Origin of the sequence: Streptomyces lomondensis, from assembly GCF_014651035.1 — a bacterium.
Taxonomy (GTDB): Bacteria; Actinomycetota; Actinomycetes; order Streptomycetales; family Streptomycetaceae; genus Streptomyces; species Streptomyces lomondensis.
Map to the genome: position 1 here is coordinate 1 of NZ_BMWC01000014.1, position 17,186 is coordinate 17,186.

At 72.9% G+C, this 17,186-nt stretch carries 18 protein-coding genes and 2 pseudogenes; 11 read left to right on the top strand and 9 right to left on the bottom strand.

Annotation, left to right across the window (positions count from 1 at the left end; translation table 11 throughout):
- Together IE255_RS33505 and IE255_RS33510 are read right to left on the bottom strand one after the other, a co-directional pair.
- On the bottom strand, positions 1 to 647 hold a 647-nt coding region (locus tag IE255_RS33505; RefSeq protein ID WP_190054172.1), incomplete at its 3' end, for a maltotransferase domain-containing protein.
- A gap of 73 nt (positions 648 to 720) precedes the next feature.
- Complete coding sequence (locus tag IE255_RS33510) at positions 721 to 1,020, bottom strand: DUF5133 domain-containing protein (RefSeq protein WP_190054173.1); 300 nt, start codon at positions 1,018 to 1,020, stop codon at positions 721 to 723.
- Positions 1,021 to 1,381: 361 nt separating this feature from the next.
- Here IE255_RS33510 and IE255_RS33515 point away from each other — a divergent pair, with 361 nt between their 5' ends.
- Both IE255_RS33515 and glgX read left to right on the top strand, forming a co-directional pair.
- The gene (locus tag IE255_RS33515) at positions 1,382 to 1,894 is read left to right on the top strand and encodes a pep a2 (protein WP_190054174.1); all 513 of its coding nucleotides are present in this window, start codon (positions 1,382 to 1,384) and stop codon (positions 1,892 to 1,894) included.
- Positions 1,891 to 4,059, top strand: coding sequence for a glycogen debranching protein GlgX (gene glgX, locus IE255_RS33520; RefSeq protein WP_190054175.1), 2,169 nt, complete (start codon positions 1,891 to 1,893; stop codon positions 4,057 to 4,059). Before IE255_RS33515 ends, glgX begins: the two co-directional genes overlap by 4 nt.
- 20 nt (positions 4,060 to 4,079) lie before the next feature.
- Here glgX and IE255_RS33525 read toward each other — a convergent pair whose 3' ends face one another.
- On the bottom strand, positions 4,080 to 4,883 hold the full coding sequence (locus tag IE255_RS33525; protein WP_190054176.1) for a VOC family protein: 804 nt from the start codon (positions 4,881 to 4,883) through the stop codon (positions 4,080 to 4,082).
- Between the two features lie 249 nt (positions 4,884 to 5,132).
- Here IE255_RS33525 and IE255_RS33530 point away from each other — a divergent pair, with 249 nt between their 5' ends.
- Positions 5,133 to 5,474, top strand: coding sequence for an ANTAR domain-containing protein (locus tag IE255_RS33530; protein ID WP_190054177.1), 342 nt, complete (start codon positions 5,133 to 5,135; stop codon positions 5,472 to 5,474).
- 34 nt (positions 5,475 to 5,508) lie between these two features.
- On the opposite strand, the gene IE255_RS33535 is transcribed toward IE255_RS33530, so the two are convergent.
- A complete protein-coding gene (locus tag IE255_RS33535) occupies positions 5,509 to 6,300 on the bottom strand; it encodes an RNA polymerase sigma factor SigF (protein ID WP_190054178.1) in 792 nt (263 codons plus the stop codon).
- Between the two features lie 300 nt (positions 6,301 to 6,600).
- On the opposite strand from IE255_RS33535, the gene IE255_RS33540 reads away from it, so the two are divergent.
- From IE255_RS33540 to IE255_RS33555, 4 genes are all read left to right on the top strand, one after another.
- Positions 6,601 to 7,056, top strand: coding sequence for a MarR family winged helix-turn-helix transcriptional regulator (locus IE255_RS33540; protein WP_190054179.1), 456 nt, complete (start codon positions 6,601 to 6,603; stop codon positions 7,054 to 7,056).
- A complete protein-coding gene (locus tag IE255_RS33545; protein ID WP_190054180.1) occupies positions 7,053 to 7,901 on the top strand; it encodes an ABC transporter ATP-binding protein in 849 nt (282 codons plus the stop codon). The genes IE255_RS33540 and IE255_RS33545 overlap by 4 nt, the downstream gene beginning before the upstream one ends.
- Positions 7,861 to 8,721 (top strand): ABC transporter permease, encoded by an 861-nt coding sequence (locus IE255_RS33550; RefSeq protein ID WP_190054181.1) that lies wholly within the window; start codon positions 7,861 to 7,863, stop codon positions 8,719 to 8,721. Before IE255_RS33545 ends, IE255_RS33550 begins: the two co-directional genes overlap by 41 nt.
- A gap of 191 nt (positions 8,722 to 8,912) precedes the next feature.
- Entirely contained in the window at positions 8,913 to 9,434 is a 522-nt protein-coding gene (locus IE255_RS33555; RefSeq protein ID WP_190054182.1) for a hypothetical protein, read from the top strand.
- A 24-nt stretch (positions 9,435 to 9,458) separates the two neighbouring features.
- Here the strand turns inward: IE255_RS33555 and hemC are convergent, their stop codons facing one another.
- The 4 genes and pseudogenes from hemC to ligD form a co-directional block, all read right to left on the bottom strand.
- Positions 9,459 to 10,394: a hydroxymethylbilane synthase gene (hemC, locus tag IE255_RS33560; protein WP_190054183.1), complete on the bottom strand. Its 936-nt coding sequence runs from the start codon at positions 10,392 to 10,394 to the stop codon at positions 9,459 to 9,461.
- Positions 10,395 to 10,462: 68 nt separating this feature from the next.
- Positions 10,463 to 11,484 (bottom strand): annotated as a pseudogene (locus tag IE255_RS33565) (questin oxidase family protein).
- A 98-nt stretch (positions 11,485 to 11,582) separates the two neighbouring features.
- Positions 11,583 to 12,356, bottom strand: coding sequence for an NPP1 family protein (locus IE255_RS33570; RefSeq protein WP_190054184.1), 774 nt, complete (start codon positions 12,354 to 12,356; stop codon positions 11,583 to 11,585).
- A gap of 144 nt (positions 12,357 to 12,500) precedes the next feature.
- A complete protein-coding gene (gene ligD / locus IE255_RS33575) occupies positions 12,501 to 13,481 on the bottom strand; it encodes a non-homologous end-joining DNA ligase (protein ID WP_190054300.1) in 981 nt (326 codons plus the stop codon).
- 170 nt (positions 13,482 to 13,651) lie between these two features.
- Between ligD and IE255_RS33580 the strand changes: the two genes are divergently transcribed.
- Positions 13,652 to 14,167 carry a MarR family winged helix-turn-helix transcriptional regulator gene (locus IE255_RS33580; RefSeq protein ID WP_190054185.1) on the top strand — a complete coding sequence of 172 codons (516 nt, stop codon included), beginning with the start codon at positions 13,652 to 13,654 and terminating at the stop codon, positions 14,165 to 14,167.
- Between the two features lie 57 nt (positions 14,168 to 14,224).
- Here IE255_RS33580 and IE255_RS33585 read toward each other — a convergent pair whose 3' ends face one another.
- A complete protein-coding gene (locus IE255_RS33585) occupies positions 14,225 to 15,382 on the bottom strand; it encodes an MFS transporter (RefSeq protein WP_190054301.1) in 1,158 nt (385 codons plus the stop codon).
- 90 nt (positions 15,383 to 15,472) lie between these two features.
- On the opposite strand from IE255_RS33585, the pseudogene IE255_RS33590 reads away from it, so the two are divergent.
- From IE255_RS33590 to IE255_RS33600, 3 genes and pseudogenes are all read left to right on the top strand, one after another.
- Positions 15,473 to 16,213 (top strand): annotated as a pseudogene (locus IE255_RS33590) (AraC family transcriptional regulator); the annotation flags it as partial.
- Positions 16,214 to 16,284: 71 nt separating this feature from the next.
- Positions 16,285 to 16,665 carry a DoxX-related protein gene (locus tag IE255_RS33595; RefSeq protein WP_190054186.1) on the top strand — a complete coding sequence of 127 codons (381 nt, stop codon included), beginning with the start codon at positions 16,285 to 16,287 and terminating at the stop codon, positions 16,663 to 16,665.
- Entirely contained in the window at positions 16,662 to 17,129 is a 468-nt protein-coding gene (locus IE255_RS33600; protein ID WP_308280901.1) for a peroxiredoxin, read from the top strand. Before IE255_RS33595 ends, IE255_RS33600 begins: the two co-directional genes overlap by 4 nt.
- Positions 17,130 to 17,186 lie beyond the last annotated feature (57 nt).

Here is a 17,186-nt window from a genome sequence, read left to right on the forward strand (position 1 = left end):
CGCTCGGGGGTGCCCTCGGAGCGGGGGAAGAACTCGTACCAGGAGCCGTACAGCGCCCGCTCCCGCTCCACCAGCAGGGGCAGGGGCTCGGAGGTGGTGACCAGGTCGCGCAGGGGATGGCGGGCCAGGACCGCGTCCACCTCGGGCGTCAACGCCGCCGCCAGCCGGGACGCCGGGGGCAGCGTGTCGTCGCGCAGCGCCTGCGCCGCCTCGAGCAGCACACCGCGGCCGGCCTCCTTCGGCACGCCGGCCGCCGCTCGCTCGTACAGGTCGGCGCCCTCCTCCAGGACCAGGCCCTGGTCGATGCCGGCCGGGACCTTTATGCCCGCCGTGTGACGCCAGGTGGCCACCGGATCGCTCCAGGCCTCCACCCGGTACGTCCAGCGGCCGACCGCGTCCGCGGTGACCTCCGCGCCCCAGCGGTCGCTGCCCGGGGCCAGCTCGCGCATGGGCGTCCACGGACCGGGGCGGCCCTCGGGATCCTTCAGCACGACATTGGCGGCCACCGCGTCGTGCCCCTCCCGGAACACGGTGGCGGTGACCTCGAACGTCTCTCCCACGACCGCCTTGGCCGGCCGGTTGCCGCTCTCCACGGCCGGGCGGACGTCCCGTACCGGGATACGGCCGATGGCCCGGGTCCTACTCATGGTCCTCACCTCCACCGTGCTCGGAAGCCGGGCCCGGGGCCCGGTTCGGGGGACAAGATGTGCGCGAAGGCCGTTACCTTCCCGCCGGGGATCGGCGCTCCGCCGCCGGCGGTCTTCGTCCGACGGCGGCGGCCGGACGCGGCCGTTCGTCCTGTTCCTCCAGACAGGTGACCTCGTTCGTGCGCAGGTACCGCTCGGCCGCGTCCGCCGCCTCCCGCGCGCAGCGCTTGCCCATCAGCACGCAGAGCGTGTAGCCGGAGTCCTCGAACGTGGCCCGCACGGTGCGGTCGTTCGGTGCCGCGAGCATCACGCGTTCCCAGGCCCGGTAACGCCGCAACTGCCGGGCGACTTCGGCTTTGGCGGGTAGCAGCATGGCGCCGATCACCTTTCGGGCTCGAGGGACACGGTCTCCCGACGGTCGGACGGCGGCCGCGCGCACAGCGACACGGACCCGTAACGGCGATCGAGTTCTTCACACATGGTGCATGCGCGGCGACGCAGCGTCTTGTTGGAGCTTCAACCAGTCGGGTTTCGGCTGCGCTGTCCAGGCCCTCAGAGTCTGCTCACTTGCGCGCTCCACCGCCTCAACCGTGCGCTCGTGTTGCACGAACGGGCTAGCCCCTTCAGGCTGAGGGTGACTCAGAAGCGATACGTGCTCACGTTCCGTGTTCGGGGCTCGTCCCGCAGACCGCGGGAGCGAGGAGGAGCTGAGCTTCGCGGTGAGGAGCCGACCGATGAAGACCGCAGTGCCCTGCTACTACCACCTCGACGTGGAAGTCAGCCCGGAACGGGTGGGACAGGTCAGCCGCATTCTGGCCGCTCACCTGAGGTTCTGGGACCTGGACAACCTGGTCCAGCCCGTCTGCGGCGGCGCCGAGATGCTGCTCAAGGCCATCGACGAGCACGCCACGGACAAGAACACGTCGATCGAGATGTGGTGGAACGGCCAGCATCTGATCACCGCCATCGGGGACAACGACCGCGCCCTGCGCCCGGATCAGGAGCTGCGCGGCTGCCTGGAGCACCTCGCGGCGATGAGCGACGGCTGGGGCTGCTGCGCCACCGAGACCGGCAGCAAGGTCATCTGGTTCTCGCAGCGCGCCCGCGCCGGCGAACGTGTCCCGCTGGTGCCGACCGCGCCCGCCCCGCAGGAGCGGGAGGGCCTCGAGGTGCCCCGCGAGGTGCGCGTCGCGCAGCTGGCCGGCCCCGCCAGTACGCCGGGCGAGGTCCTGGAGGAGGCCCGGTGACGCGCCGGCAGACACGGAAAGGGGTGTCCGCGTGGAGCGGGCGCCCCTACCCGCTGGGCGCCGCCTACGACGGGGAGGGCACCAACTTCGCGCTCTTCAGCGAGGTGGCCGAGCGCGTCGAGCTGGTCCTCGTCGACGACGACGGCACGCACACCCAGGTACCCCTGAACGAGGTCGACGGCTTCGTGTGGCACGGCTACCTCCCCGGCGTCGGCCCCGGCCAGCGCTACGGCTACCGCGTGCACGGGCCGTGGGCCCCGGCCGCCGGCCACCGCTGCAACCCGGCGAAGCTGCTCCTCGACCCGTACGCCCGCGCGGTGGACGGGCAGATCGACAACCACCCCTCGCTCTACGAGCGGAACCCGGACGGCCCCGACCCGGCCGACAGCGCCGGGCACACCATGCTCGGCGTGGTGACCGACCCGGCCTTCGACTGGGGCGACGACACCCGGCCCTGCCGCCCCTACGCCGACACGGTGATCTACGAGGCACACGTCAAGGGCCTGACCCGCACCCACCCCGAGGTGCCCGCCGAACTGCGCGGCACCTACGCCGGGCTGGCCCACCCCGCGGTCGTCGAGCACCTCACCTCGCTGGGCGTCACGGCGGTGGAGCTGATGCCGGTCCACCAGTTCGTCCACGACGGGGTGCTGCACGACCGCGGCCTGTCCAACTACTGGGGCTACAACACGATCGGCTTCTTCGCACCGCACAACGGCTACGCCGCCCACGGCACGCGCGGTCAGCAGGTCGCCGAGTTCAAGCAGATGGTGAAGACCCTGCACGCGGCCGGGCTCGAGGTGATCCTCGACGTGGTCTACAACCACACCGCCGAGGGCAACGAGAAGGGCCCCACCCTCTCCTTCCGCGGCATCGACAACTCCTCGTACTACCGCCTGGTCGACGGCGACTGGGAGCACTACTACGACACCACCGGCACCGGCAACAGCCTGCTGATGCGCCACCCCTACGTGCTGCAGCTGATCATGGACTCGCTGCGGTACTGGGTCACCGAGATGCATGTCGACGGCTTCCGCTTCGACCTCGCGGCGACCCTGGCCCGGCAGTTCCACGAGGTGGACCGGCTGTCGGCGTTCTTCGACCTCATCCAGCAGGACCCGGTGATCAGCCGCGTCAAGCTGATCGCCGAGCCGTGGGACGTCGGCGAGGGCGGCTACCAGGTGGGCAACTTCCCGCCGCTGTGGTCGGAGTGGAACGGCATGTACCGCGACGCGGTCCGGGACTTCTGGCGCGGCGAGGACCACACCCTCGGCGAGTTCGCCTCCCGTCTGACCGGCTCCTCGGACCTGTACGCGCACAGCAGGCGCCGGCCCCGCGCCAGCGTCAACTTCGTCACCGCGCACGACGGCTTCACCCTGCGCGACCTCGTGTCCTACAACGACAAGCACAACGACGCCAACGGCGAGGACAACCAGGACGGCGAGAGCACCAACCGGTCCTGGAACTGCGGCGCCGAGGGCGCGACCCGCGACCCGGCCGTGCTGGAGCTGCGCACCCGCCAGCAGCGCAACTTCCTCGCCACGCTGCTGCTGTCCCAGGGCATCCCGATGCTCTGCCACGGCGACGAGCTCGGACGCACCCAGCGCGGCAACAACAACGCCTACTGCCAGGACAACGAGATCTCCTGGATCGACTGGCGGCTCACCGGGGAACAGCGCGACCTGCTGGAGTTCACCCGGTACGTCATCCGGCTGCGCACCGACCACCCCGTGCTGCGCCGGCGCCGTTTCTTCCTCGGCGAGACCCCGACCCGCGCCGACCAGCCGCTGCCCGACCTGGTGTGGCTGGCGCCGGACGCCACCGAGATGACCGACGACGACTGGCAGCGCGGCGACGCGCACTCCGTCGGCGTCTTCCTCAACGGCGACGCCATCGCCGAGCCGGACCCGCGCGGGCGTCCCGTGTTCGACGACTCGTTCCTGCTGCTGTTCAACAGCCACTGGGAGCCGGTCGACTTCCGCCTCCCGGACGCCGCCTACGGCGAGCGCTGGACGGCCCTGATCGACACGGCCGACCCGGAGGGCACCCCCGACGAGTCGGAGCACAAGGCGGGAACGGGGCTGACGGTCGGCGCCCGCAGCCTGGTCCTGCTGTCACGACCGTCGCGGGCGTCGCGCCGCGGGGCGAGGTGGCTGACGGGGTGACGGCACCCGGGAGACCCTGGTCAGCGATCGCGCCGGGCCGTCACCGTGAACTGGGCGCCGTCGTGGTCGCGCAGCACCGCCTCGTCGCTGCCCTTGGACAGCACGCTGCCGCCGTGCAGCTCCGCGGCGCGGGTGCAGGCCTCCACGTCCTCGACGGTGAAGTGGACCTGCCAGTGCGGCCGGATCGTGGGATCCGGGGCCGCCTCCAGAGCCCCCGACTCGATCCGCGCCACCACGTCACCGCGGCTGCGCAGCACGACCTCCCCGCCCTCGTAGTGGACCTCGCAGCAGCCGGGCCGCTCCGACGCCCAGTCGAGGACCTCGCCGTAGAAGATGGCCGCGTCGAAGGCGTCCCGGGTGTGGAGCGTGATGAAGGCCGGCTGCGCGTTGCGCCAGGTCTCCCAGTCGGTGAAGAGGTCGCCCTCCCAGATCCCGAACGTCGCCCCGTCCCGGTCGGCCAGCAGCGCCGCCCGCCCGGGCGGCAGCGAGATCGGCCCGACCGCGACCGTGCCCATGCGCTCCTGCACCCGCGCGACCGCCTCGTCCGCGCTGCGCACGGCGAAGTACGGCGTCCACGCCACCGCCATCTGCCACATGGTCGCCACCCCCGCGATGCCGGCCACCGGCGAGCCGTCCGCCAGCGCGATCCGGAACCGGTCGCCGAGCTTGGCCGGGCGCCACTGCCAGCCCAGCACGGCCCCGTAGAACTCCTCGGTGGCCTTGACGTCCCGGCTGGTCAGACTCACCCAGCAGGGCGCACCGAACACGGAGTGTGATGAGACGACGTCCTTCGTGCGGGATGGGGTGGGCATGTCGTGGTTCATGGCAGTCGCGTCCTGATCTCGTCCTGGCAGACACCGGAGGAATGACACCAGTGTCCAACCGGAACCGCTGTGGGCGCCTGCCGAGTACCCCGGCGGCGGCGCCGAAACGGCGTCGAGGACCGGCCCGCTCCGCCCCGGTGGCACGGGGCGGTCCGAGTGACGACGATGGATGGGTCGGACACTGCGTCAAGGCACTCAAGCACCCAGTGATGCCTTGGGGGCAGCGGCGCACCGGACCCGGAGGTGACCATGCCCACGGACGGGGGCTCGGAGCGGATCTTCGCGTTGCAGGCGGAAGTCCAGCAGCTGAAGGAGGCGGTCGTCTCCCACGCGGTCGTGGACCAGGCGATCGGGATGGTCGTGGCGCTGGGCCGGGTCTCGCCCGACCAGGGGTGGGCGGTGCTGAAGGAGGTCTCCCAGCACACCAACATCAAACTGCGCAACGTCGCGGAACTGATCATCATCTGGGGGCGTACCGGCGTGATGCCCGAGGAGATACGGGCCGAGCTGGAGGACGCCCTCGACCGCGCCGGCCCGACCCAGATCCCCGGCGCACCGCCGGAGCTGCCGGGAGCGCCGCCGGAGGCCTGACCCTCCGACGGCGCCGGGTCCCTCAGGCCCCCGCTCACCGGGCCTCGGTGAGCAGCTCCTCACGCAGATGGGCGAAGCAGCTGCTGAGCAGCCGCGAGACGTGCATCTGCGAGATGCCGAGCTGCTCGGCGATGCGGCTCTGCGTCATGCCCTTGAAGAACCGCAGGTAGAGGATGATGCGCTCGCGCTCCGGCAGGGCCTCCAGACAGGGCTTGACGGCCACGCGGTCGACGACGGTGTCGAAGGCCGGGTCCGGGCCGCCGATCGCGTCCCCGAGGGCGTAGCCGTCCGTGCCGGGCATCTCCGCCTCCAGCGACAGCGCGGAGAAGCACTCCAGGGCCTCCATGCCGGTGCGTACCTCGCCCTCGGTGAGGTGGGCGTACTCGGCGATCTCGGCGACCGTGGGGGTGCGGCCCGGGGTGGTCTGCGACAGCTCCTTGGCGGCGTGCCGCACCCGGTTGCGCAGGTCCTGGACCCGGCGGGGCACGTGCAGCGTCCACATGTGGTCACGGAAGTGGCGCTTGATCTCGCCGGTGACCGTCGGCACGGCGTACGCCTCGAAGGCGTTGCCGCGTGCCGGGTTGTAGTGGTCGACGGCCTTGACGAGACCGAGGGCCGCCACCTGGTACAGGTCCTCCAGGGCCTCGCCACGGCCCCGGAAGCGGACGGCGATCCGCTCCGCCATGGGCAGCCAGGCCTCGACCAGCTCGTCGCGCAGGGCCTTGCGCTCGGGCCCCTCGGGCAGCCGCGCGAGACGGGCGAACGCCTCGGCGGTGTCGGGGGCGTCGTCGTGGGGGTGCGTTCGGGTGCTGCCGGCGCTGCGCATGGTGCGCACCTCCCTGAGCAGGTGCCGGATGGACAGACACCATGGGATGCGCGGAGTCGGACCTCACGGAGAACACCGGGGCCCGGCTGACCGGCTCCCACGGACGTGCCTCCTGTCCGAAGCACTTCACTGCCCATTCCCGGGCAGGGATATAACGAAACAATTCAGACAATACGGCATTCGGGGCGCGTTGGCTCCGCCGCGGTTCCGAGCACCTCTCCCCAACCGCCCGGTACTCCCTTGACTTCTCTTGACCCCGCCTTGGACCGATTAGCTCTGTTGCAGAGCTAATCTCGGCGCATGGAGCCGGAGACCTTCCCCGAAGAGCTGGCCGACGCGCTCGTCGGGGTCCAGCGGCTGATCCGGCGGCGCCTGCGCCGCGAGATGCCCGACCCCCGGCTGCGCGGCGCCGAGGCCGAACTGCTGCGCCTGGTCGTCACCCGGCCCGGCATCGGCATCTCCGACGCGGCCAGGGACCTCGGTCTGGCGGCCAACTCGGTGTCGACCCTGGTCAACCAGCTGGCACGGGCGGGCTACCTGGTCCGCGAGACCGACCCGGCCGACCGGCGGGCCGCCCGGCTGCTGCCCACCTCCGCCGCCGAGACGCGGCTGCGCGAGTGGCGACGGCGCCGCGCGGCCCTCGTGCGCCGGCACGTGTCGGGCCTCGACGAGGCCGACCGGCAGGCGCTGCTCGCGGCGATCCCGGCCCTGCGCAAGCTGGCCGACACCCTGCACGAGGAGGCCGAGGAGTCATGACCCGGGACACCGGCCGACGGCAGGCCGACGCCGTGGCCTGCACCGGCCTCGCCCACGCCTTCGACGACACCAGCGCCGTGGACGGACTCGACCTCACCGTCCGGCCGGGCGAGGTCTTCGGCCTGCTCGGCCCCAACGGCGCCGGCAAGACTACCGCCATCCGCTGCATCACCACCCTGCTGCCCGTCCCCGCCGGCATGGTCCGCGTCTTCGGACACGACGCCGCCGGGGACCGCATGGCCGTACGCCGCCTGCTCGGCTACGTACCGCAGCAGCTGTCCGCCGACGCCGGACTCACCGGGCGGGAGAACGTCGCCCTGTTCGCCCGCGTCTTCGACGTGCCCCGCCGGGAACGCGCCGAGCGCGTCGCCCAGGCCCTGGCCGCCGTCGACCTCGCCGACGCCGCCGACCGCCTGGCCGCCACGTACTCCGGCGGCATGGTCCGCCGGCTCGAACTCGCGCAGGCCCTGGTCAGCGCCCCGCGCCTGCTGATCCTGGACGAGCCCACCATCGGCCTCGACCCGATCGCCCGCACCGGCGTGTGGGAGCACATCGGCGCCGTGCGCGCGGCCACCGGCATGACCGTGCTGGTGACCACCCACTACATGGACGAGGCCGACCAGTACTGCGACCGGGTCGCCCTGATGCACCGCGGCCGGATCCGGGCCCTCGGCACCCCGGCCGAGCTCCGGGAGAGGCTCGGCGCACGCCGCCGCGCGGCTCCGGGCGCGCTGCCCACGCTGGAGGACGTCTTCCGGGACGTGGCGGGCAGCGGTCTCGACGACGAGGCAGGAGATTTCCGCGATGTCCGAAGCACCCGCCGCACCGCCCGCCGGGTCGGCTGACCCCGCCCCCGCCCACGGCATCGACCTGCTGCTGAAGCCCCCACGGCCCCGCGCCGCCTGGCGGCTGCTGCCCGCCCGCGTCGGCGCCATGTGCGCGGTCGAACTCCAGAAGCTGCGCCACGACCGCACCGAGCTGTACACCCGGGCGGTCCAGCCGGCCCTCTGGCTGCTGATCTTCGGCCAGACCTTCACCCGCATCAGGGCCATCCCCACCGGCGGCATCCCCTACGTCGACTACCTGGCGCCCGGCATCATCGCCCAGTCCGCGATGTTCATCGCCATCTTCTACGGCATCCAGATCATCTGGGAGCGCGACGCCGGCATCCTGAACAAGCTCCTGGTCACGCCGACCCCGCGGTCCGCGCTGATCACCGGCAAGGCGTTCGCGGCGGGCGTGAAGTCGCTCGTCCAGGCCGTCGTCGTCCTGCTCATCGCCGCCCTGCTCGGCGTGGCCCTGACCTGGAACCCGCTCAAGTTGCTCGCGGTCGCCGCGATCGTCGTCCTCGGCTCGGCCTTCTTCTCCTGCCTGTCGATGACCATCGCCGGCATCGTCCTCAGCCGCGACCGCCTCATGGGCTTCGGGCAGGCGATCACCATGCCGCTGTTCTTCGGCTCCAACGCCCTGTACCCGGTGTCCGTGATGCCGGGCTGGCTCCAGGCCGCCAGCAGGGCCAACCCGCTCAGCTACGAGGTGGACGCCCTGCGCGGCCTCCTCCTCGGCACACCCCACCACCTGGCGTCCGACTTCGCGGTGCTGCTCGTGGCCGCCGCCCTCGGCGTCACCGCCGCCTCGGCCCTGCTGGGCCGTCTGGCCCGTTGATCTTCACCCGGGAAAGTGATGTGCGGCACGCTTCGGCAAGCGCTTTCTCCGACTGTCTCCGGATAACCGCTGGGCACGGCTTGATCACCGATCAAAAGGGATGAACTGCCAGGCCACAGCGCATTCTGCTCATTTGACAGTGCGCTCGGACCACAGATAGGAAGCAGCTTCCAGAGGTCGAGAGGTGCAGCGTGTACGAGCCGAACGTGGTCGGGGACTGGCAGGAGTACGACGAGCATGCCGGTCTGCGCGTCCGCGTCCACCGTCTGGAACTGGCCGAGCCGCCCCGGGGCCGTGACGACGCCGCCGAAGGGCTGACGTACTTCTGCCTCCGCGTGACGGTCGAGAACCGCGGCAGCCGGCACCTCGGTGTCCACCTGGAGGACGGCCAGATCGACGTACGGATCGGCCCGGACGGGGAGAGCGCCTTCATCGACTGGCGCAACTCGCAGTTCATCGAGGGCTTCGACGTCTATCCGCTGCGCCGGGCCACCGCCGTGCTGTACGCGGCCGGCGCCGAGGCGTCCCTGAGCCTGGTGGACGTCCAGGTCCAGCTGCGCGTCGAGGAGGAGTGGACCGACCGCCGGCTGTGGTCGGGCGGCATCGGCGCGCACGAGGGGCCGGCCGGGGCCCAGCAGGGCGCCGTGCGCGACAGGCTGGCGCACCAGGTGAGCGTCTTCCTGCGGGACCAGGCGGAGGAAGGCACCGCCTGATCCGGCGTCAGGGCCGCGCGGCGGTCAGTGCGGGATGCCGTCGATGATCTCGCGGGCGCCCTGCCGCAGCAGGGCCACGGCGACCGAGGTGCCGAGCGTGGCCGGATCGAGCCGGCCCGCCCACTCGTGGGCGTTCAGCCGCGTCTTGCCGTCCGGCGTGAACACGCAGGCGCGCAGGGACAGTTCGCCGCTGCGGTCCACCTGGGCGAACCCGGCGATGGGGCTGTTGCAGTGCCCCTGGAGCACATGCAGGAACATGCGCTCGGCGGTCGTCTCCCGGTAGGTGTCCGGATCGCCGAGTCCGCTCACCGCGTCGATCAGGTCGGCGTCGTCCTCACGGCACTGGAGGGCCAGGACGCCCGCGCCGATGGGCGGCATCATCGTCTCGGTGGAGAGGATCTCGCTGATCACGTCGGTCCGGCCGATGCGCTCCAGGCCGGAGACCGCGAGCAGCAGGGCGTCGGCCTCTCCGGCCTCCAGCTTGGCCAGGCGCCGGTTGGCGTTGCCCCGGAACGGCACGCACTCCAGATGCGGGTGCGTGGCGGCCAGTTGTGCGACGCGGCGCACCGAGGAGGTGCCGATCCGGGTCCCGGCCGGCAGCTCGTCCAGGGTGAGCCCGCCCGGGTGGATCAGGGCGTCGCGGATGTCGTCCCGCTTGAGGAACGCGGCGAACACCGTCCCCGCCGGGAGCGGCCGGTCGGCCGGCACGTCCTTCACACAGTGCACGGCGAGGTCGGCCTCGCCGGCCAGCAGCGCCGCGTCGACCTCCTTGGTGAACGCGCCCTTGCCCTCGACCTGGGACAGATCGCCCATCCACTTGTCGCCGGTGGTCTTCACCGGGACGACCTCGGTGCGCACTCCGGGGTGGGCGGCGGCCAACTCGGCCCGGACGCGCTCCACCTGGGCGAGCGCCATGGGGGAGTCGCGGGAGACGATGCGGATCAGTTCGGGGACGGACATGCGGACACGATAGACCCTCCCCGGGGCGCGCTTGTGCCGTACCTCCCTCGATTGCCCGCCGGCGCACGTCAGTTCGGGGCGAGCGGCTCGCTCAGTTCGATCGCGCGCAGGGCCGCGGCGAGGGCCCGCTCGTCGCCGATGTCGAGGGCGGTGTCGGTGAGCTTGACGACGTGTTCGTCGCCGTGGGCGAGGGCCAGTTCCAGCACCTCCTGCCCCGTGCGACCGGGCGCGGGAACGGGGGCGACCGGCTCGGCCGGGGCGTACATGGCGGTGACCGCTGCGGACGCGGTCCACGCCGCGTGCAGGCTCGGCGCCCACAGCTCGCGCGGCAGGGCAGGGAGGGTGCGCAGCACGGCGTTGGGGGCCGTCGCCGCGTGCACGAGCATGGTCTCCTCGCCGTGGCCGTGGGTGGCGTACCGGTGGGTGGCAGCGCGGACCAGCTCGATCAGGCGGCCCGGGCGGTGTCCGGGTCGGTCACGTCACCCGACCACCGCGGCAACTGCCGTACGGCCGCCAGCCGGTCGGGGAACCCGCCCCGGGGATCGGTGACCGGCGGCACGGCGTCCAGCGACTGCGCGGCACTCGGCGCCGGAGGCAGTGGCGCGATGCCGGACACGGGGTGGTGCCGGGCCGCCCAGTAGCCCAGGCCGTGGGCGAGTTCGGCGAGCCGTGGCGCGTTCTCCCCGGCTTCCAGGGCGCGTACGGCATGTCCGACGCGGATGACGGGGTGCGTGGAGCCGCCGTACATCCCGGGCAGCAGGCGCGGCCACCAGACGGCGAGGACGTCCCGCCAGGGCTGTTCGGCGAGTGCCTGGCGGAAATACCCGATCCAGTCGGCGGCCCGGCGCGGATCACCCAGTGCCTCGCGCCAGTTGGCGTCCGTCACGGGAGCGCAGGGCCGGGGGAAGTCCTCCAGCTTGGGCCGGTACAGGTCCAGCCAGCGGTGCACGGCGCCCGCCCGGCCGTGCGCGGCGAGCGCCTCCACGACCATCGGGGCGTGGTTGGTGAGCCTGCCGCGCCGCTCCGGGCCCGAGGCATGGAGGCGTTCGAGCGCCTCTTCGAGTGTTCCCGTCGTGTCGTGCGTGTCCATGACGGGACGCTATGCGGCCGTCCGGTGCCGGCGGATCGGACGCGGGACGGAAGCCGGACCCGGCCGGGGTCCTAGGCCCTCCGGCCGGGCGGGCGGCATCACGCGTAGGGGTCGAAGGCGATGCCGGACGGCTTGGCGGACGCCAGGTGGTTGGCGAAGTTGCCGTCCTTCAGGCCGAAGTTGGCGCTGCCGAAGTTGTACGACGTGAGCTTGTCGCGCACCCCGGCCGGGTAGCCGTTCCAGCCGACCAGCGGCGGGTACTGCCAGGTGCCCTTGTGGTTCTCCGGCGGCTCGTCGCCCGAGCCGGCCAGGCGGAAGCAGTGCGTGCTCGCGCCGTCCTTGTGGTAGACGATCTTCGGGTGCGTGCCGTCGAAGCGCACCGCGGACGCCGCGTGCACGTCGAACGAGCCGTGGGCGGACGTGGACACGTACTTGACCTGGTTGTCCTGCACGAACACCGCGACGTGCTCGAAGTCGTGCCGGTGGCCGCCGATGCCGCTGCCCGCCACGGCCTGGTCCTTCTCGAAGTACAGGGCGTACAGGATGGCGCACCAGCCGTTGTTGCACTTGGAGCGCGCGTAGCCGTTGGTGTTGTCGAGGTCCGAGGCGTCGCGGCAGTCGCCGTTGAGGGCGCCGCTCGGGTCGAGCCCGCCGTTCACGGTGCCGTCCGGGCCGACGGCGGGTGTGGAGTAACAGCCGTCGGTGTCGTAGTCGTAGGCGGGCTGGTACGTCCGCTCCAGCGACTCCGCGTTGGCCGGCAGCGCCCGCGGCGGGGCGGCGAAGGCCGCGGCGGGGAAGGCCAGGACGAGGGCCGCGGCACAGGCCGCTCCGGTGAGCCATCTCCTGCGGTGTGCGAACTCGCGTGACGACACTGCGTCCTCCTCTTGGTCCGGGCGCAGCCCAACGGCTGTGGGGGAAAGGGAGGTTCAGCTTCCACGTCGGACGCGTCCATGCCAAGAGGGGTGGAGGATCCCAGGAGTGAAGCACAGCCCAATAGTTGGCGTCCCGGCGCCGTTTCAGACCAGGTCGTCCGGGATGTCGGCCGCCGCCTCCTCGGGGTCGAGATCAGGCCGGAGCCGCAGCCACGACGGCTGCCGCAGCAGCCCCTCCCGGGTCCGCGTGCTGTAGCGGACCTCGCCGACCAGCCGGGGGACGACCCAGTGCGCCCCCGGAGCGCGCGGGGCGGGGTCGAAAGGGCAGACGTCGGTGGCGGCGGCCCGCAACAGCCCGGCGAGTTCGGTGCGTTCGGCCTCGCTCCAGCCGGTGCCCACGCTCCCGACGTAGCGCAGCCGCCCCGCGGCACGCTGCCCGACCAGCACCGCGCCCGGGAGACCGGTGAGCCGGCCCTTGCCGGGCTGCCAGCCGCCGACCAGGACGTCCTCGGTGCGCATGTTGCGGATCTTGATCCAGGCCCGGGAGCGCACCCCCGGCTCGTACACCGAGTCCAGCCGCTTGCAGACCAGGCCCTCCAGCCCGTGCTCGCGGGTGGCGCGCAGGGCCTCGGCGCCGTGGCCGACGATCGCGGCCGGGGTCGACCAGGAGGGCCCGGCGAGGCCGAGGTCCTCCAGCGCCGCGCGGCGCCGCGCGTAGGGGAGCCGGAGCAGGGAGTGGGGCTCCAGGTGCATGAGGTCGAACAGCACGAGATGGACCGGCGCCTGCGCCGCCCGTCGCGCCGCCCGGGCGGGGGCGTGCGCCAGGCCCATCCGGGACTGGAGCAACTGGAAGTTCGCGCGGCCGTGTTCGTCCAGGGCCAGGATCTCCCCGTCCAGCACGGCGGCCGTGGTCCCGAGCGCGGTGCCGAGCGGGCGGAGTTCCGGGTACGCGGCCGTGATGTCCTCCCCGGAGCGGGCCCGCAGCAGCACGCCGCCGTCCCCGGGGAGATAGACCACCACCCGCTGGCCGTCCTGCTTCGTCTCGTAGGCCCAGCGCGCGTCCTGCGCGGCGGGCGGCAGGGTGCCGGGCGTGGCGAGCATGGGCGGGATCAGCGGCAGGTCCACGGGTGAGTTGTCGACGGGCGGGTGTGCGGTCACGCGCGTTTCGCGTGTCATTCCCCTGAACGGCGTCGACGGGTGTCCCTTCCGGTGGCATTGCCTGAGTAGGCAGGTCGGGGGGTGGAGTGAACCACTCGATTTACTTGAGTTACGCAACGAGATGGTAAAGTGGCTCCATGTCCACACCACCGCTCCCCGACGTCCCCTCCCCGGAAGTCGTCGAGATCGAGCGTGCGCTCACCCGCATCACCTACCTGAGCACGCGCGCCCGCCGGCACGACCGGCTGATGGCCCTGGCGGGCGTGCCGCTCGACCGTGCCGCCGTCGCGCTGCTGCGGCAGATCGCCGACTCCGAGCCGCTGCGGCCGGGGGAGCTCGCCGCCCGGCTGGGGGTGGAGGCCTCGCACGTCACGCGTACGGTGCAGCAGCTGGAGAAGTCCGGCTACGTCACCCGCGTCCCCGACCCGGACGACCGCCGCGCGCAGCGCATCGAGCTCACCGAGGCCGGCGGGCAGGCCATCGCCAAGGTCCGCGAGGCCGGGGTCCGCGGCATGCAGATGGCCCTGTCGGGCTGGACGCCCGAGGAACTGCGGCAGCTCGCCACGCTCTTCCATCGCATGGTCGACGACTTCCTCGCCCACGCCGCCGACGAGGAGCCCGAACCCCGGTCCGCCCCGGCGGGCAAGGCCTGAGCCTCGCTCTCAGCCGGTTCCCCGGCAAGGCCTGACCCCTGGTCACCGCGGGGCTGGTCACCGTGCGGCCGGATCCCGCGGATCCGCTCGCTCGGCGACCGCAGGACCCGGTGGCGTGGGCTCCCGCAGCCCGCACAGCAGCAGCCGGCCCAGCGCCGGCAGGGCGATCAGCGGCAACAAAGCCGTCCGCAGGGACGTCGCGTCGGCCAGTGCCCCGAGCGCGGGAGCCGCGAGGCCGCCGGCGCTCACGGCCAGGCCCAGCGTGACACCGCTCGCGGTGCCCACCCGCCGGGGCAGGAAGTCCTGGCCCAGGGTGATGTGCAGCGAGAACGGCACGTACAGGCCCGCCGACGTCAACGCCACGAACAGGTACACCGGCGGCCCGGGCACCAGGACCAGACCGGCCACGGCCAGGACTGTCAGGGCGTACGACCGGCGCACCACGGCCACCCGCCCGTACCGCTCGGCCAGCCGGCCCCCGGCCAGCGTCCCCGCCGCGCCCCCGGCGTAGAGCACGAAGAGCGCCGCCGTACCGGCCGGCTCCCCGCCGCCGGTGCGTTCGCGCACGTAGAGCGAGACGAACGCGCTCAGGCCGACGAACACCACCGAGCGGCAGACCACCGCACCGGACAGCCGCAGGAAGGACGCCCAGTCGTCCCGGCCCCCGGCGTCGGGCGCGGGGGCGCCCTCGGTGCCGGTCCCGGCCGATCGCACCGCCGCGGCACACAGCGCCGCCCCCGCCAGCGCCGGGACGATCAGCAGGGGAGAGGCGCGCAGCCCGCCCGTCGCCACCACGGCGAAGACCAGCAGGGGCGCCAGGGCGAAACCGGCGTTGCCGCCGAAGGAGAACCAGCCCATTCCCGTGTGCCGGCCGCCCGCGACGGCCCTCGCCACCCGGGCCGCCTCGGGATGGTAGGCGGCCACGCCGATCCCCGACACGGCCACCACCGCCAGGGTCAGCCCGTAGGAGCCGGTCACCCCGCTCAGGGCCACACCGGCCCCGGCCGTCAGCGCGCTCAGCGGCAGCAGCCACGGCATCGCCCACCGGTCGGTGAGCACCCCGAACAGCGGCTGCACCAGCGACGACAGCAGGGATGCGGCGAGGACCACGCCCGAGGCGGCGGCGTAGGAGTAGGCGCGCTCGGCGACGAAGTACGGCACCAGAGCGGCCACGGCCCCCTGGTACACGTCCACGCAGGCGTGCCCCAGCGACATCAGGACAACAGGTCGGTTGCGTCTCGAAGCGGTCACCCGGCGATCGTCGCCGCCGGGACGCCTGGCCCGCTTCCGATAATCTGCCGGACTGTGCCGAACATCCGCCACACCCCGACGGCACCGACCCGTGCCCAGCGACTGACGGCGGGCGACCGCATCGACGCCCACCGGCACGACGACCACCAGATCGTCTACGCCGGCTCCGGCGTCGTCGCCGTCACCACCGACGCCGGCACCTGGTTCGCGCCCGGCACCCGTGCCATCTGGGTCCCCGCCGGCACCGTGCACGCCCACCGCGCCCACGGCCGGCTCGACCTGCTCCTGGTCGGCCTGCCCGCCGGCGACAACCCCCTCGGCCTCGACCACCCGGCCGTCCTCGCCGTCAGCCCCCTGCTGCGCGAGCTGATCCTCGCCTACACCAGCGACCCCGGCGACGACAGCCCCGAGCGCCGCCGGCTGCGCGCCGTCCTGCGCGATCAGCTGCGCCTCTCGCCGCAGCAGCCGCTGCGCCTGCCCACGCCGGCCGACCCGCGCCTGGCGGCCGTCTGCGCGCTCGTGCACGCCGACCCGGCGGACACGCGAACCCTGGCCGCGCTCGGCGCCGCGACCGGGGTGGGGGAGCGCACCCTCAGCCGTCTCTTCCGCAGCGAGTTCGGCATGACGTTCCCGCAGTGGCGCACCCAGTCGCGGCTCTACCACGCCCTGCGGATGCTGGCCGACGGCCTGCCCGTCACGACCGTCGCCCACCGCTGCGGCTGGTCCTCCGCCAGCGCCTTCATCGATGTCTTCCGGCGCTCCTTCGGCTACACGCCGGGTACCCACCACCGGCGCTCGCAGGGCCGGGCGAACCGACCCGTCTACCGTCCAGTAATATCGCGCGGCAGGCCATCAGAGGAGGAACCGTGCCCCGGTCCGAACGCTCGCCCCTGCTGCTCGCCGGCCTGCTGGCCGCCGCGGGGATCGCCCACTTCGCCGCGCCACGCCCGTTCGACGCGACCATCCCGCGCGGCCTGCCGGGCACGCCCAGGACCTGGACCCACGCCAGCGGCGCCGCCGAACTCGCGCTGGCCGCAGGGCTCGCCCTGCCGCGCACCCGCAAGGCGGCCGCCCTCGCCACGGCGGCCTTCTTCGTCGCGGTGTTCCCCGCCAACGTGAAGATGGCCGCCGACTGGCGCCACCGCCCCACGCCGCAGAAGGCCGCGGCCTTCGGGCGCCTGCCCCTCCAGGTGCCGCTCGTGCTGTGGGCGCGCGGTGTCGCACGGAACGCGGAGGGCCGGTCGTGACCGCGCGCGTGGAGACCGGGGACAAGGTCGGGGACTTCGTCCTGCCCGACGAGACCGGCACCGAGCGCAGCCTGTCCGGGCTGCTCGCCGAGGGGCCGGTCGTGCTCTTCTTCTACCCGGCCGCCCTGACCCCCGGCTGCACCGCGCAGGCCTGCCACTTCCGCGACCTCGCCGCCGAGTTCGCCGCCGTCGGCGCCCGGCCCGTGGGCATCAGCGGGGACGCCGTCGAGCGGCAGCAGGAGTTCGCCGACCGGCACGCCCTCGGCATGCCGCTGCTGTCCGACGCCGACGGCACCGTCCGCGAGCGGTTCGGCGTGCAGCGCGGCTTCTCCCTGGCGCCCACCAAGCGCACCACGTTCGTCATAGCGCGGGACTTCACCGTCCTCGACGTCGTCCGCAGCGAACTGCGCATGAACGCCCACGCCGACCGGGCACTCGCCGCGCTCCGCGCCCACCAGGCCTGACACCGTCACGAATGCCGCGCCGCGGTTGATACAGGGCGGCAAAGGGATAATCCTGGA

Bases quoted from the DNA above. Each gene is read 5' to 3' on its own strand.
- hemC (WP_190054183.1), bottom strand. From the start codon at position 10,394: ATGTCCGTCCCCGAACTGATCCGCATCGTCTCCCGCGACTCCCCCATG.
- IE255_RS33530 (WP_190054177.1), top strand. From the start codon at position 5,133: ATGCCCACGGACGGGGGCTCGGAGCGGATCTTCGCGTTGCAGGCGGAA.
- IE255_RS33510 (WP_190054173.1), bottom strand. From the start codon at position 1,020: ATGCTGCTACCCGCCAAAGCCGAAGTCGCCCGGCAGTTGCGGCGTTAC.
- IE255_RS33545 (WP_190054180.1), top strand. From the start codon at position 7,053: ATGACCCGGGACACCGGCCGACGGCAGGCCGACGCCGTGGCCTGCACC.
- IE255_RS33550 (WP_190054181.1), top strand. From the start codon at position 7,861: ATGTCCGAAGCACCCGCCGCACCGCCCGCCGGGTCGGCTGACCCCGCC.
- IE255_RS33525 (WP_190054176.1), bottom strand. From the start codon at position 4,883: ATGAACCACGACATGCCCACCCCATCCCGCACGAAGGACGTCGTCTCA.
- IE255_RS33540 (WP_190054179.1), top strand. From the start codon at position 6,601: ATGGAGCCGGAGACCTTCCCCGAAGAGCTGGCCGACGCGCTCGTCGGG.
- IE255_RS33515 (WP_190054174.1), top strand. From the start codon at position 1,382: ATGAAGACCGCAGTGCCCTGCTACTACCACCTCGACGTGGAAGTCAGC.
- IE255_RS33580 (WP_190054185.1), top strand. From the start codon at position 13,652: ATGTCCACACCACCGCTCCCCGACGTCCCCTCCCCGGAAGTCGTCGAG.
- IE255_RS33535 (WP_190054178.1), bottom strand. From the start codon at position 6,300: ATGCGCAGCGCCGGCAGCACCCGAACGCACCCCCACGACGACGCCCCC.
- IE255_RS33585 (WP_190054301.1), bottom strand. From the start codon at position 15,382: ATGTCGCTGGGGCACGCCTGCGTGGACGTGTACCAGGGGGCCGTGGCC.